The organism is Vibrio penaeicida (assembly GCF_030689305.1).
Classification (GTDB): domain Bacteria; phylum Pseudomonadota; class Gammaproteobacteria; order Enterobacterales; family Vibrionaceae; genus Vibrio; species Vibrio penaeicida_B.
This window is the reverse complement of record NZ_JAUYVM010000005.1, coordinates 80,224-94,020: the sequence shown is the minus strand read 5'-3', so window position 1 is coordinate 94,020 and position 13,797 is coordinate 80,224. Positions and strand designations below refer to the sequence as shown.

Here is a 13,797-nt window from a genome sequence, read left to right as displayed (position 1 = left end):
GTTTCTGACAAACGAGAAAAGACTACTTATAGATGAGAAATTATTACTTATAGAGTTGGAGTGGTATGGCGAATATCCCATCTTTGAATCATTTAAGAGCGTTTTCCTTGGCTGCCCAGTATGGAAGCTTTAAACATGCCGCGACCGTTTTGAACGTGACACCAACGGCTATTTCTCATCAGATTAGAAGCCTAGAAGCTCAACTGAACGTGACGCTTTTCGAACGCAAGGTTCGGGCGGTGACGTTGACGGAAGAAGGGAAGAAATTGGCACAAACAACGAAGAATGTGTTTACCCAATTAGAAGACACCATCTCAGATATTCAGGCACCAATAAATCGAGTCACTATTTCGTGCTGTACATCATTTGCCGCATTATGGTTAGCCCCAAAACTGCCGGAACTGTATGCCAAGCGTTCAGATTTGGAAGTGGAAATATGCGCCAGTGACAGGCTGGTGGATTTTAGCAATGAGCGCCGCATAGATATTGCGGTTCGTTATGGCTTACCAGAAACGATGGAAGAAGGAGAAGTATTTCTTGGGGCTGAACAATTAGGGTGTTATGTGCCAGCAAACTTTGATGACCGAGCTGAAAATATGCCCAAAACCTTATTTGTGACAGAGTGGGAGGACGAATCCTACATACCTAATGTGTCGTGGCAGAAATATTTTGTGAAATCGGACTTAGTGACTCACAAATTTAATCAGGAGCAATACGTATTACAGGCGGCACTTGCAGGTCAGGGCGTAGCATTAGTGAGTGATGTATTGAGCGAAGTCGCAAGAAAGCAGCAATGGCTAAAACAAAGAACCGATTTACCTTCTTTTGAAGGGTACAGCTATTACCTCAGGGTTTCCCCGTTCAGCAAAGACAAGCACGTGGTGAGATATTGTGTGGATTGGTTGCAAAAGCAATTTAAGGAGCGAGGATAGCCTCGCTCCAATAGCATCAAAAATTCATACTTGTTTCTTCAAGTATCCTTTTCGCTAAATATTTGTGAATGGCGGTTGTTGGGTGAGTGACATCCCAAAAAACGTATTTATCCGATCCAATGGCGGCGCAATCGTTCGTAATATCATGCCCATACAAATAATCGGCAGCAGAGCTACGCGTTAAGTTCAAGCAAGGTTCGTTTGTGTTCACGAACCCATGTTGCTGTGGGTTCGTGAGTACATCTTCAAACAATTGGTAGCCATCAAACAACGTAATGTTAACCCCTTGAGATTGATAATGAGCCGCCCGCTCTTCAATGAAACCGTTGAATTCAAGAATTTTCTTGCGGATTGTATTGATGTTTTCTTGAGTGCTGTATTGAAATTGCGGCGCTTTTGTCGCATCAGGTAGAGTCAGCAGTAAAATGTTCTTTGCCCCTGAAGCGGCGAGCTTATTCATCGCTGAATCAAAATCTGATTTTACTTCCGAGACTTCACGCCCGTAATTCATAAAGTCGTTCAAGCCGAATTCCAGAGTGAATAACGTGTTCTGGATTTTGTAGTTTTTGGCTTCTTCCATGTAGGTAAGGAATGAGTCGACTTGCGCCTTCACTCCTTTGATCAGTAAGTACTGATCCGATCCCGCCGCCCCACCAACCGACCAGTTGTACATTGGTAATTTCTGAGATTTAGCAAGATATTCAGCCCAAATAAAGCCGTTTGAAAAATGCCCCAAATACCAAGAATCTCGGCTCGGAAATGTCCATTCAGATTCGTTAAAAATGTTACCGGTGTCCGATAGGCTATCACCAAGAACCACCACTTTATTAATGGTATTCGGCTGCATCACATGATCATTGGTCCAGATAGTGTGGTTGTAGGAAAGGTCGTTATCGGAGGCATAAAACATGATATCGGCATTGCTATAACTCACTCCGAGTGTGCGCTCACAATGCTGATGAATGGTTTCTTGTGGCATGTCGGTATAGAACATATTTCGTTTACCAAACGCAGACCACCAATAGCCATCCAGTTCAAGATAGCTACCATTTTCATTTTTTGCCCATTCCCAAGCGGTGCCAACGTCTTCTTCCGCATGACTGGTTCGATACCAACAGCGTACATAAGTTGGTCTTTCTCGCTCAAAAATGAAAGAAACAGGTGCAGAAGAAAGCACGGACTCTGGTATTGCAGTCACGTCTAAGTCCAGTAGTGATGTGAATGGTTGCATTGCACTAAAACTGGTTATAACGGGTAATAGATAACTGAGCATAAGCATTAACTCCCTTATTAAATTGAGTTAGTGTTTTTACTCTAAATTGTGCTGATGAATTGGAACGAATCTCTATAGGTTAAAAAGTTGAATACAAATGCTGACGAAATTTGGGCTAAAAGACGCATTTTCAATTCTAATCTTTAACATAGACACTGACGCTTTTCCTACGCAATACCGCTGGTGGTTTGATTTTATTTATTCAATAGAATGTGCATATTCAACAATGACTTGGTTACCTTCAATATAGGTTTTTTTGATCTCTCCATCGACGGTGATGCGACTTTTCAGATAGATAACCTGGCTGGGGTTATCGTTGTTTTTTAGGGAAGGGATAACCGATTTAGGATCGACGTGTAATTGACTGCAAAACTGTTCAACAAAAGCCGGCTCTAACCGCGCGCTTCCTCTTAAAAGCTCGGAAAAATCGATTTGGCTTATCCCGAGTCGTTTCGTGATTTCCATTTGAGTCATACGCATTTTGGCTTTTTGCGACATCCAGATTTGATAAAGTGCTTCGCGATCTTGTTGAGTAAACTCCATAGCCATTCCTGATTGATTTATTGGTTTTAAAGTACGATGAACAGAAGTGCGAAGAAGTTTGCCGTGCTGATGGGGGGATTTGTCAAAACAGAGTTAGAAATTGTCAGTTCAATTTTCTAGGTTGTTATATTGCGACCTTTTGCCAAGGTAAAACAGGGTGCCACAAGGTGTATTACGCTCGCTCCCTTATGGCTCTCTGGCTTAGTAAAGCTTGTTGTCGCCTAACGGTACTTCCATTGCGTTGCTGATGGGTTTCTCTGGTCCTCCAACCATTTCGTCGTAAGCGCTTTCTTGGCGCATGACTCGTTCAATGGCGTTAATGTTTCGGCAACGCTTTTGAATCTCTATGAACGACCAAGCTCTTACTAACTGCCCATCTTGCTCTGTGAGAAACCACTCTTCGCCGTCAATCACAACAGAGGCTTGATAGAGTGACATGTCCAAAGAGTGGATCACCAATTTATCGATGTGAAAATATTTTTTGGCTTTGTTTAACGTCATTTTCATAGAAACTCACCTTCCATAGAATTCTCCGATACAGCTTTAGTACGCAACAAATTTACCTTCGGTTCACTCTCAAATATTCGCAAAATTTCTTTTGATCCCATTTGAAAATCCAGCCGTAGATACAGCAACCAGTTATTCGCTGGAACCGTTGTTCAAAAACTGAGGACAAAACTATGTTCAAAAAAATTCTGCTTGTTGCCACTGTTGCTCTTACTTCTTTTTCATTCATGACCAACGCGGGTCATCATGGTGAGAAGAAAGATATCGTTGATGTTGCTGTAAGTAACGGGTCATTCAACACGCTTGTAGCCGCTGTAAAAGCGGGTGGATTGGTGGATACATTGAAGGGAAATGGTCCGTTCACTGTATTTGCTCCGACCGATGCGGCGTTTGCAAAATTGCCTGAAGGCACGGTCGACATGCTTCTGAAACCAGAAAATAAAGACAAGCTAGTTGCTGTTCTCACCTACCACGTTGTTCCAGGAAAAGTGATGGCGTCAGATGTGGTTAAGCTATCAGGTGCGTCAACCGTGCAAGGACAAGATGTGTCTATTAAGACAATGGGAGACAAAGTCATGATTGATAACGCGAACGTTGTGCTTGCAGACGTTAAAGCCAGTAACGGCGTTATTCATGTGATTGATTCTGTGATTTTGCCTAAGTAATTAAGTCCATAAATAACCAATACCCAAAAATTAATAACCAAGTGTTATGCAGTGCTTGCCGAGCGAAAGTAACCCAAGATACTAGACCTGCAGGCGCTGCTTTTTACAGGACATGAAATGAACAAAAGCTGTTACACGCAAAAAAACATCAGAGAGATGGAAGACAGATATCGAGCTCGATTTGTTAACTCTTTATCGGGGTATAAGAGCGCTAACTTGATAGGTACGACAGACGACAAAGGTCAACACAATCTGTCTATCGTGAGCTCCGTTTTTCACCTTGGAGCCAATCCACCTTTAATGGGTTTTATTATCCGCCCTCATAGTGTCGAAAGGCACACGCTAGAGAATATTCTGGTTAGCCAGCAATACACGATCAATTCGGTATGCCAATCGATTTTCAAATCAGCCCATCAAACGTCTGCTCGTTACAAAAAAGAAGAATCCGAGTTCGAGAAGGTTGGGCTTACTCCTATTCTAGGAAGTGAAATACGCGCCCCCTATGTAAAAGAAAGCCCTATCCAAATTGGTTTATCGTTAAGAGAACACACGACGTTAAACGTGAACAACACTGAGTTGATCATTGGTGAGATCCAAGAGATAAGAGTTCAAGACGACGCGTTAAACACAGACGGGTCTATTGATGTAGATTCGCTGGATCTGGTTGCAGTTTCAGGGCTAGACAGCTATCACATTGGAACCCGACTTGCGCGATTGAGCTACGCAAAGCCGGATTCTGATCTAAGGGAGCTTGAGTGATGGGTACACTGTAATATCAATTCACCTGACTTGCCGGTTCTAAGTTAATGTTGCTGCTTTTGTTTAACAATGTCATGAGTATGGCGGCAGCGATAACAGTGACTGCAGCAATGGCGAATCCATAACGAGTTATCTCATGGTGACTAAGGTACGCGATTAATACGTAACTCAGTGATTGAGCCAGTGTTGAAAACAGCGCTAAGCCACCGTCTACTCGACCACGTTCAGACACCTTTACGCTGTGGTGCATCCAGTTGGTTCTCGCAATTCTGTTAAGCGCGTTAAAGAATCCAAAGCCTAATGTAAACGCCATCAAGTAGGCTGGGTGTTGATAAATAGACATTCCGACTAACATAAAAGCAACCACAAACATGGAGTACTTCATAATATTTTGGTGTGATGATTCCGCCAAAATTTTACTGACCAACAAACCTGTAATTAACGAGCCTAAACCAAAGCTGATGTTGTACCCGGCAAGCCACTCTCCAGAAATACCCGCCTCAGAAAACCAAATAGGGACAAGTTTTCCCAAAAACGTCAATATTGGGTATGACAAGCAAGACAACAGAATGAAGGCATAGAAACGCGGTGCTTTGGCGAATATGCTTTTGCTCTCTTTTAACTGGGCAAAGAAAGGTACTGCTTGGGTTTTTCTTAGCTTTCTTCGATACGGGGTAAGCAGGTAAGCGAAAGAGGCAATGCCGGACGAGATTGCAGCAAACAAAGCGAACTCCCACATACTCCACATTTCTAACAGAACCACACCCAGCGCACCTGCACCCAAGGTTGTGCCCTGCATAACCACTTCTTGGTAGCCAGAAATAGACGCATATTCATGCGAATCGTAGTTTTCTTGAGTGAAGGCATTGTTGGTTGACCACGCTAAGTTACTAGAAACCCATATAACCAACTGAGCCCCGGCGAGCAACCAATGCGACCCTACATCGAGTGAATATGCGACAACCACAATTGCGGCGGTAAGGGCTTGTATAACTTGATTGATCACCAATAATTTTTTTCGGGAATGGCGATCAATCAAAGTAGAAAAGAAAGGTGTCGCAACAAAAGAGACGGCAGTACATAAGAGTGCGACCATGGCAACGAACGTACCCATATTGGGCTGAGATAAAATGACCCATGGTAGCGCCATCATGAAAAGCCCAGATGAAATGCCATCAAAAAAGCGGCCAACTAAGTAGGGAAAGGTTTTGTTTTTCATTCTTTTTCCTCCGTGAATTCTTTAGGTCTGCGTGCTACTCTAAAACCTCAAGTTAAGTTGAGGTAAAGGTCTTTTTTGATCTTTTTGGTAGGTGGAATATGGACATAGGCGTTGGCGAAGTGGCGAAACGGGCTGGGGTGAAAGTCTCAGCTATTCACTTCTATGAGCAAAAAGGGTTGATATCCAGTTGGAGGAACGCTGGAAATCAGAGGCGCTTTCATCGCAGTGTGCTACGCAGAATTGCTGTTATCAAAGCAGCCCAGCAAGTGGGGTTGTCGCTAGAAGAAATCGCCCAAGCTTTGTCACACTTACCCAAACACCAAGCACCAAACAAAAAAGAATGGGATACACTAGCCAGCCGCTGGCACACTATGCTAGAAGACAGAATTCGCCGTTTGCAGGCGCTTCAGAATGACTTGGGTGGGTGTATTGGTTGCGGTTGTTTGTCTTTGGAAAATTGCGCTCTTCGTAATCCCCAAGACCAGTATGGCGAAGAACACAAAGGGGAAAACTGGCTTGGTCACTCGAGTTAATAGCTTAGCCTAAAATCAGTTCTTCGCTGCCTTTTACAAATGGAGTTGTATATGGTCACAGCCGTGTTGCTCGCGGGGTTTATTCAGAGCTTAATCTTACTGGTGTTTTTGTTTTCAAGGTCTCGAACCCAGCCGCTCTTCTGGCCATTAACATTGGTTCATGCCGTATTTTCAGCGGATCTTATCTTGCTAATTGCAGAACATGAACAATGGTTGAGCAGCCGACTTAACGCTAGCTGGGCTTTATTATATCCGGTGTTGTTCTTCTTATTTATTCGAGCTTGTTTAACCCAAGAAAAGATCACACGACGAGCTGCAGTGCATTTTATTCCTTGGTTAGCGATCAGTGCGCTTATCTACGATTTTTCTTTATCCCCAGATTCTGTTGTGATTACTACAAGGCATTGGATTGCCACGTATTTAATATTGCTTGTTTATCTTATTTACAATGTCGCTGCTATACGAATGGTTTGGCGTTATCAAGTAGAGCAAAAGACCGTTCAAGCGAATCTCAGCCGAGAAAACCTTTGGTTGATGTGGGGCGTATGTGCAGGGCTGATTGTCGCGATTTCAACCATCCCTTTACAAATTGTGCTTAACACTGAGCTGCCTCTTCCTCAGTTGTTTGTTAGCTTATTCGTCTTTTTGGTGACGTACCTGTTTTTGGTTAAACCAGAGCTGTTGAATTTCGAGCCACTAGTGCAAGCTCCAACGGAAGAGTGCAGTGATAGTGAATTGGATTTTGAGCTAGGAAGACAGGTTTCCCTGTTGATGGATAGCAAACAGCTTTACTTAAAGTCTGATTTGAATTTGCAGTCGTTAGCAGAAGAACTTGGCGTAAAACCCTATTTGTTGACTCAAGTTCTGAACCAACAATTAGGGATCAAGTTTTATGACCTAGTGAATCAAAAAAGGGTGATTCATGTGTGTGAACTGATTAAGCAAAAGCCCCATAAATCAGTTTTAGATTTGGCATTTGAATCTGGGTTCAGTTCTAAGTCAACATTCAACTCAGCATTTAAGAAATACAAAGAATGCACACCAACCCAGTATAAGTCAGCACTTGAACGTCCTAATTAAATAATCCGGACGTCCAAATAAGGCAATCGGACGACGGAATATTACGCCTCCCTCACTATTAAGCTCTCAATCAAGGAGAGTCTTTATGAACGTTAACACTGCTATTTTCTTACCTTTCTTTATTGCATTGCCACTGCTTACAGGGTGTGATGATGAGACGGTATCACCTATCGATGATATCAAACGGGTAGTCGACCATGTGTACCCTTCACCGAGCGGTATTTATCGAGTGGGAACCCAAGAATTCGATTTAATCGATTACCGTGAAGATACACTAAACCCGATTTCAGGTGAGATGCGTAAGCTCCACATTAAAGTGTATTACCCAAGTGATACAGAATCTGAACAGTATGAAAAATACTTTGATGATGGTGGACACCAAGTCGAATACTTATCCAGTTTTCGCCCTCCCAATGCGCCCGTTCATCCACAACAACATGATTTGAATGAGATGTTGTCGTGGTCGGTCAAAAATGCCGACCTTGCTGAAATAGACCAAGGATGGCCAATACTTTTCTATTCTCATGGTTCAATGTTACTTGAGAAGGACAATGTCGAGTTACTTGAAGATCTCGCGAGTCAAGGGTTTGCCGTTGTAGCAATCAATCATACGTTTGCCTCTGGCATATCGGTTTTTAATGATGGCATCACGGTGAAAGGGTATATTCCTGAAGGTTCGCACGACGTGAATACAGATAAAGGTAAAGCGTACTTTAATGGTGTTGTCGCGCCGCAAATTACACAGGATGTTTTCACCACGTATCAATGGCTTTTATGGAACCAATGGCGTTTTCAGTATCAACTGGATACCTCAAAAGTAGGGGCTTTGGGCTACAGCTTAGGTGGCAGTGCAGCGATGAACAGCTGCAAAGCGATTACCGCATGTGTCGCAGCGGCCAATATGGACGGCATTATTTTGGGTGGCGTTGCCGATTCCCCAATGAATAAACCGTTGATGCTCCTGCAAGCAGCCGATCACAATTTAAGCGAAGGCTATGAAGCGAACCAATCCGATACCTATTTGGTGTCCGTCGCAGGCACGAATCATCGCGACTTTACCGATCAAAGCCGATGGAGCGTCGGGTTACCTTCAGGGATAGGGGCGAACGATATACACGACATCGTTCAAACAAGCATGAGTGGCTTCTTTTCTCACTATTTAAAAGATAAAGAACTGATACTGTCTGAGCACCCCAACGTTTCTATTCAACGTAAAGAATACTAGTTCAATACTCTTGACTTAGGTAGGTACATCACATGGGGCACGCTGTCCCATATGTTGATTTTCAACAGACCCAAATAACGCGATAAGGTATCTTTCTTCTTGAAAATAGGGGGAGAGCTTACTCGCGTTTTTACTCTGCTTTTTTAGCTTCTTCAAGTATGCGTTTCATGTGTCGCCAATCGGAACCACAACAACCACCAAGGATATTAAAATGGGGGAATGTTTTACGTAATCCACCAACCTGTATACCCAATTCATTCGGGTCTCCATCATCCAGTTCAGTTGAAACTTCCAGTTCTGCATGGCTACAACGGGACGCATTAGCGACGACACCTCGTACACGTCGCACCCACGGTTCATGGTTAAAACTGCCTTTGAAGTGATCAGGGTGCGCACAATTAACGAGGTAGTAAAGTGCGTCATTATTTGTTTCAGAATCAACCTGCTCGATGGCCTCTTTTAATGCCATACCCGTGGACAAGCACCCGTCAGTCTCAACCGTAAATGAAATGGCGACAGGCATATTGCATTTCTTTGCAGCACGCACAATCCCTGCTGCTTCCTCTGCATAGCAAATCGTAAACGCACTCACTAAATCGGCGTCGGTGTTTGAATAAACCTCTATTTGCTCTGCGTGATACTCTTCTGCTTCCTGTATCGTCATGAGATCGGAAGGGGCATATCCATCTCCTCTTGGACCCACCTGAGCGCTAAGTATGGTGGGCAAATCCCCTTTTTCGTTACGGACACTGGCCATGAGTTCAATGGCTTCAATATTAAATTGTTTTAGCTCAGCAACGGTATATCCAAGCTCTGCACCTCTATCTCGGCTAGCAACCCAAGTCGCGGAATCTAAGATGACACCCACATTCTGGCTCCGAGCCAAGTCGATAAGCTTGCAGTAGTACTCGCGGAGTATTGCTTTATGTTTTGCGCTGGAAAGTAATGGGTAGGTCGCAAACCCTGGTAAATCAATTCCACGGTTGTAGAGAAGATCCGTTTCAGTTCCTGTATAGCAAGCGAAAAGTTCACGTCCAAGCAGTGGTATATTTTTTCGATACCTTGCCATTTTTGCTACTCCAATTGCTAGAACAGTTACTTGTTTATCTTTATATCAGTAATCTATCGAAGAGTAACCCAATCTATTTCAGGGTTTTGTGGTTATAACGTTGGTTTGGTGTTGTGAGGCGTCGACGGGGTGTCCCCATCGACGACTTTTTAAGATTGGCTTATAAGAGCCCATTTTGCTTGATGAAGGTGGTGAGCTTCGTCGCGATGTCTTTATGCTCTGCTTCTGTTGGGTGCCAAATGCAGCCTTCTAATGGCGACACAAAGGTATGGCTATACAGACCAGTTACCCCTTTGCTGTTTAATACGCTAATCGCTTCGTTTGTTGCTGGAATGATGTAGTCGTATGGGTAGGCTGGACGAGGCATGTAAACAATATTGGTATCGTCGTAGCGATATTTTAGTTCCTCAGTGAATTCCACCATGCGCTCGACCCAAGCTGTTTTCACTTCATCAATGTTTGCCCATGGTTCGTGAGGCTTTGGATCGGTGCTGAAATCATTGGTGCCAACTTCGATAACAATTAAGTCTGGGTGTTTATCTTCAAATTGCTGCACGTTACCAAACACAGCGCCGGATTTATCAGCGTAATAGGTTACATCATGAAAAGATTGGTTACCGTCCCAGTTTCGAATTAACCCTAAACCAGAAAGCGAAACTTGAGTGATACTGGCATCCAGTTGATCGCCTGTTTGATGTGGGAAGGCTAGACGGGCGTTGGATGTGTTATACACTTCGTCCCATGTACAGTCACGTTTGTTTGATTCGCTGGCAAACCCAGCACTGATTGAATCCCCGATAAACAGGACATGCGGTTGGTTTTCCCACACTCCTTCTAGGAAGCCATCATGATCGAACGATACGATTTCAATCATGGCATCGTAGTTTTCTGTTCGTTTAACCACTTCGATGACAACCGTGCTTTTTTCTGCACTTTTGAACAGCTCAAATTTTTGGGTTTCGTTGCCAATATTCGTGACAATTTTGTGCGACAAGACACCATCGACCAGCACATCAAAATGATCGCCTTTGCCTTTTAAATTGATTGCGAGCTGAGTGCCCGTGAATTTCGTTTTCAGCGCACTGCCCGGGAAGTTAATTTGAACTGTACCCGTTGCGTAGTCCTTTACACTTCTTCCTTCATATTGAACTGCGTAATGCGTCGCTGAATCAGTTTGAGAAAACGTGTAGCCAGAGCATACCATACAAGCCAAAAAAGCAATTTTTCTATACATAGCCAATTCCTTTTAGTTACTTATTTATCAATATGTTATCGATGGATAACTTGATCTAACTTAAGGAGCGAAATATTGAGGTTCAATGAAGAAATTATTAAAAGCTAAGTAATTTATTAGATCTATGGTGGGGTTGGCATTCTTTGGAGGTAACGGTGTAGTGGAGCGGTGACATACCGTTAGGTAAGTCGTGCGGAGAGCAGGTTCTCCACACGTAGAGTAAAGAGGCTAAAGAACCGATTTTAAAGTTCGAGTATGCGGTGCAGCCACTCTGAAATGTCTTTAATTTGAGGCATGCATACTTGATGCTCCATCGGATAAGTACGCCAATTGGGTTTGTACCCAGCGGCTTCTAAATCGGTTTTGGCTTCTTCGCCCATCGCTGGAAATACTACAGGGTCGAAGGTGCCATGCATGATCTCTATAGGTAAAGATTTGCTAGCTTCTGAGTATTCAATGGAGTCGGATGTCGGGAAATAAGTGGATAGTGCTAACAAGCCAGCTAGTGGCTGATCAAAACTCAATGCCGCTTGGTATGCCACTGCGCCACCTTGAGAAAACCCTGCAAGTAGAATACGGTTTGAAGCGATTCCACGTTCTTGTTCTTGCTTAATTAATTCAACGACTTGATGGGCTGAATCGATGAGTTGCTGCGAATTCAGCTTTCTACCGGCACCCATTTCAATAATGTCGTACCACGCTGGCATCACCATTCCGCCGTTGACGGTAACTGGAATGGAAGGCGAGTGCGGGAAAATAAATCTAACGGGGGCATCGGCTGGCAGTTTTAATTCAGGCAGAATGGCTTCAAAGTCGTGTCCATTTGAGCCAAGACCGTGCAGCCAAATCACACTGGCAGTGGCTTTTGTTGTCGATTCGACTTCAACGTAACTAAGCATCTTGATATTCCATATTGATTTTAAGTTTGGCTCACCTTAACGCTATTTACGGTCGAATGCGATCTTCAATTTTCGCCTTGCAAATAGAGCTCTCGAACTTGAGAACACACACAACTTCTTCTGATTGTTCGATACTTTTTCTTTCTAAATATCTGGATAAATTTTAACCTGTGCTATGTTGTAGTTGATATTTTAATCAGCAACCCTTGCCGTCGATTGATTGCCTAAAAAGTCCATAGTGCCTATGAGAAACAGTATATTCATTCGTATAAGACCGATTCTGTTCGCTATTTTTGCGTTTGCGATCAGCCATAACCTTTTTTATGTCATGTTACCGATTCGCTTAAAAGACGGTGGATTTGATTCTTCTGAAATCGGTTTAGCGATGAGTATGTTCGCCGCAGGAGCGATTTGCGCGGGCTTATTTGGCTCAAAGGTCGTTTTGCGTGTTGGGCATATCCGAGCCTTTGCCTCTATGGCAGCTATGCTGGCTATTGTGTCAGTATTGCACAGCTATTCAAATGATATTTATGTTACTTCGGCACTAAGAATGGTGTCCGGTGTTTGTTATGTCACCAGTTTTATCACATTAGAAAGCTGGCTTAATGTGCTGAGTGATCGAAGTAACCGTGGCAAGGTGTATGGTACCTATCAAATCTGTTTTGCTATTGGTTTTGGTACGGCTCCCTTTTTGATTGCATTTTCTGGAGCCCAAGACCCTCGAGTTTTTGGGATTATTTCGGTGTTTTTGTGCATTGCCCTCATCATTATGTCGATGAGCCGATTACCCATGCCTGAATTGCCAGAAAAAAGCGCGCCGCTTACCATTAAACAACTCTGGAACTACTCTCCTTCGGGCACGCTTTCTTGTTTTTGTGCAGGGCTGATAAACGCTGCAAGCGTGTCTTTGATTTCTTTGTATGCATACGGTAAGGGCATATCTGGGATCTGGTTATCGCTGATTTTGGGCTCTTACCAAATGGGGGGGTTGTTGACTCAATTCCCGACAGGGTGGCTCGCAGACCGGTACGACAAACGCGTCGTCGCTTCTGGGCTTATGTTTATGGGTGTGATCAGTAATTCGTTGATCATTTTGGAAAATTACATCCCGATGCCTATCGAAATGCTTGCCGTTCTATTTTGGATTTCAGGTGGTTCTGGGGTGGCGTTGTTCCCACTCGCGGTGACTCAAGTTTTTGATCATATTCAACCTAAAGAAGCGATGCCAGCAACAAGCACCATGCAAATATTGGTGGGGATTGGCGGGGTAACGGGTCCCATTGTTGCTGGCTATCTTATGAATGAGTTTTCCATTGTTTGGCTTTATTACTACCTCATCGTGGTCCACTTATTTGTGTTTGGTTTCTTACTGTACCGCAAGGTCTTTGTGCGTACCGACACGTTGGAAGCCGTCAGTCAGTATCAAGTGAATGTGCAGCCGATTCCAACGGGAACCGCAGAGCTAGACTCTATGCTAGATTTCAAATACACGGACATTGCAGACCCAGAGCTCAAATTGCTGATAGCGGCATTAGGACAAAACCCGACAGACCCTGGCGTGTTGATCCGAACAGCGTTAGAAGGATCATCGCTAAAAGCCAACGATGTTGCCATCAATATAACACTTGCCTACCCCAAGCAGTCTGGGGAGCTTTTAGGCGAGTTGATCAATCAATATCCTCAGCGAAGGCTCGAAATAGCCCACTCATTACATGACTTTTTCTTACTGCGAAAAGCTAGGATCAATGCTTTGATTTACGAGGCGTTATTGGATGGTGCAGATGAAGAGGAAACGGTTGAAATTCGATCCATCGCAAGCAGCATTTCAGAAGCCAGTTAGCTTGAGAAACGATAATTTG

General features: G+C 43.7%; 14 protein-coding genes. 7 read left to right on the top strand and 7 right to left on the bottom strand.

Annotated features, from left to right (window positions below; all coding sequences use genetic code 11):
• Positions 1-65: 65 nt before the first annotated feature.
• Positions 66-932 (top strand): LysR family transcriptional regulator, encoded by an 867-nt coding sequence (locus Q8W40_RS10115; protein WP_305397042.1) that lies wholly within the window; start codon positions 66-68, stop codon positions 930-932.
• Between the two features lie 16 nt (positions 933-948).
• Here the strand turns inward: Q8W40_RS10115 and Q8W40_RS10110 are convergent, their stop codons facing one another.
• The 3 genes from Q8W40_RS10110 to Q8W40_RS10100 form a co-directional block, all read right to left on the bottom strand.
• Complete coding sequence (locus tag Q8W40_RS10110) at positions 949-2,205, bottom strand: SGNH/GDSL hydrolase family protein (protein WP_305397041.1); 1,257 nt, start codon at positions 2,203-2,205, stop codon at positions 949-951.
• A gap of 198 nt (positions 2,206-2,403) precedes the next feature.
• Positions 2,404-2,748 carry an XRE family transcriptional regulator gene (locus Q8W40_RS10105; protein ID WP_305397040.1) on the bottom strand — a complete coding sequence of 115 codons (345 nt, stop codon included), beginning with the start codon at positions 2,746-2,748 and terminating at the stop codon, positions 2,404-2,406.
• Positions 2,749-2,949: 201 nt separating this feature from the next.
• Complete coding sequence (locus tag Q8W40_RS10100; RefSeq protein ID WP_305397039.1) at positions 2,950-3,255, bottom strand: DUF6482 family protein; 306 nt, start codon at positions 3,253-3,255, stop codon at positions 2,950-2,952.
• A gap of 173 nt (positions 3,256-3,428) precedes the next feature.
• Between Q8W40_RS10100 and Q8W40_RS10095 the strand changes: the two genes are divergently transcribed.
• Positions 3,429-3,920, top strand: a complete 492-nt coding sequence (locus Q8W40_RS10095) for a fasciclin domain-containing protein (protein ID WP_101111839.1) — start codon at positions 3,429-3,431, stop codon at positions 3,918-3,920.
• Positions 3,921-4,037: 117 nt separating this feature from the next.
• A complete protein-coding gene (locus Q8W40_RS10090) occupies positions 4,038-4,679 on the top strand; it encodes a flavin reductase family protein (RefSeq protein ID WP_305397038.1) in 642 nt (213 codons plus the stop codon).
• Positions 4,680-4,695: 16 nt separating this feature from the next.
• Here Q8W40_RS10090 and Q8W40_RS10085 read toward each other — a convergent pair whose 3' ends face one another.
• Entirely contained in the window at positions 4,696-5,898 is a 1,203-nt protein-coding gene (locus Q8W40_RS10085) for an MFS transporter (protein ID WP_305397037.1), read from the bottom strand.
• Positions 5,899-5,996: 98 nt separating this feature from the next.
• On the opposite strand from Q8W40_RS10085, the gene soxR reads away from it, so the two are divergent.
• From soxR to Q8W40_RS10070, 3 genes are all read left to right on the top strand, one after another.
• Complete coding sequence (gene soxR, locus Q8W40_RS10080) at positions 5,997-6,431, top strand: redox-sensitive transcriptional activator SoxR (RefSeq protein ID WP_305397036.1); 435 nt, start codon at positions 5,997-5,999, stop codon at positions 6,429-6,431.
• Positions 6,432-6,482: 51 nt separating this feature from the next.
• Positions 6,483-7,511, top strand: a complete 1,029-nt coding sequence (locus Q8W40_RS10075) for an AraC family transcriptional regulator (protein WP_305397035.1) — start codon at positions 6,483-6,485, stop codon at positions 7,509-7,511.
• 85 nt (positions 7,512-7,596) lie between these two features.
• Positions 7,597-8,736: a hypothetical protein gene (locus Q8W40_RS10070; protein ID WP_305397034.1), complete on the top strand. Its 1,140-nt coding sequence runs from the start codon at positions 7,597-7,599 to the stop codon at positions 8,734-8,736.
• Between the two features lie 130 nt (positions 8,737-8,866).
• Here the strand turns inward: Q8W40_RS10070 and Q8W40_RS10065 are convergent, their stop codons facing one another.
• From Q8W40_RS10065 to Q8W40_RS10055, 3 genes are all read right to left on the bottom strand, one after another.
• Positions 8,867-9,805 carry a homocysteine S-methyltransferase family protein gene (locus Q8W40_RS10065; protein ID WP_305397033.1) on the bottom strand — a complete coding sequence of 313 codons (939 nt, stop codon included), beginning with the start codon at positions 9,803-9,805 and terminating at the stop codon, positions 8,867-8,869.
• Positions 9,806-9,965: 160 nt separating this feature from the next.
• Positions 9,966-11,039 carry an SGNH/GDSL hydrolase family protein gene (locus Q8W40_RS10060; protein WP_305397032.1) on the bottom strand — a complete coding sequence of 358 codons (1,074 nt, stop codon included), beginning with the start codon at positions 11,037-11,039 and terminating at the stop codon, positions 9,966-9,968.
• Positions 11,040-11,281: 242 nt separating this feature from the next.
• Positions 11,282-11,938, bottom strand: a complete 657-nt coding sequence (locus tag Q8W40_RS10055) for an alpha/beta hydrolase (protein WP_305397031.1) — start codon at positions 11,936-11,938, stop codon at positions 11,282-11,284.
• Between the two features lie 244 nt (positions 11,939-12,182).
• Here Q8W40_RS10055 and Q8W40_RS10050 point away from each other — a divergent pair, with 244 nt between their 5' ends.
• A complete protein-coding gene (locus Q8W40_RS10050; protein ID WP_305397030.1) occupies positions 12,183-13,778 on the top strand; it encodes an MFS transporter in 1,596 nt (531 codons plus the stop codon).
• Positions 13,779-13,797: the final 19 nt, after the last annotated feature.

Excerpts from the sequence above, each read along its gene's own strand:
- Q8W40_RS10050 (WP_305397030.1), top strand. The coding sequence starts at position 12,183 with ATGAGAAACAGTATATTCATTCGTATAAGACCGATTCTGTTCGCTATT.
- Q8W40_RS10095 (WP_101111839.1), top strand. The coding sequence starts at position 3,429 with ATGTTCAAAAAAATTCTGCTTGTTGCCACTGTTGCTCTTACTTCTTTT.
- Q8W40_RS10075 (WP_305397035.1), top strand. The coding sequence starts at position 6,483 with ATGGTCACAGCCGTGTTGCTCGCGGGGTTTATTCAGAGCTTAATCTTA.
- Q8W40_RS10100 (WP_305397039.1), bottom strand. The coding sequence starts at position 3,255 with ATGAAAATGACGTTAAACAAAGCCAAAAAATATTTTCACATCGATAAA.
- Q8W40_RS10055 (WP_305397031.1), bottom strand. The coding sequence starts at position 11,938 with ATGCTTAGTTACGTTGAAGTCGAATCGACAACAAAAGCCACTGCCAGT.
- Q8W40_RS10105 (WP_305397040.1), bottom strand. The coding sequence starts at position 2,748 with ATGGAGTTTACTCAACAAGATCGCGAAGCACTTTATCAAATCTGGATG.
- Q8W40_RS10110 (WP_305397041.1), bottom strand. The coding sequence starts at position 2,205 with ATGCTCAGTTATCTATTACCCGTTATAACCAGTTTTAGTGCAATGCAA.
- Q8W40_RS10060 (WP_305397032.1), bottom strand. The coding sequence starts at position 11,039 with ATGTATAGAAAAATTGCTTTTTTGGCTTGTATGGTATGCTCTGGCTAC.
- Q8W40_RS10085 (WP_305397037.1), bottom strand. The coding sequence starts at position 5,898 with ATGAAAAACAAAACCTTTCCCTACTTAGTTGGCCGCTTTTTTGATGGC.
- Q8W40_RS10070 (WP_305397034.1), top strand. The coding sequence starts at position 7,597 with ATGAACGTTAACACTGCTATTTTCTTACCTTTCTTTATTGCATTGCCA.
- soxR (WP_305397036.1), top strand. The coding sequence starts at position 5,997 with ATGGACATAGGCGTTGGCGAAGTGGCGAAACGGGCTGGGGTGAAAGTC.
- Q8W40_RS10090 (WP_305397038.1), top strand. The coding sequence starts at position 4,038 with ATGAACAAAAGCTGTTACACGCAAAAAAACATCAGAGAGATGGAAGAC.
- Q8W40_RS10115 (WP_305397042.1), top strand. The coding sequence starts at position 66 with ATGGCGAATATCCCATCTTTGAATCATTTAAGAGCGTTTTCCTTGGCT.
- Q8W40_RS10065 (WP_305397033.1), bottom strand. The coding sequence starts at position 9,805 with ATGGCAAGGTATCGAAAAAATATACCACTGCTTGGACGTGAACTTTTC.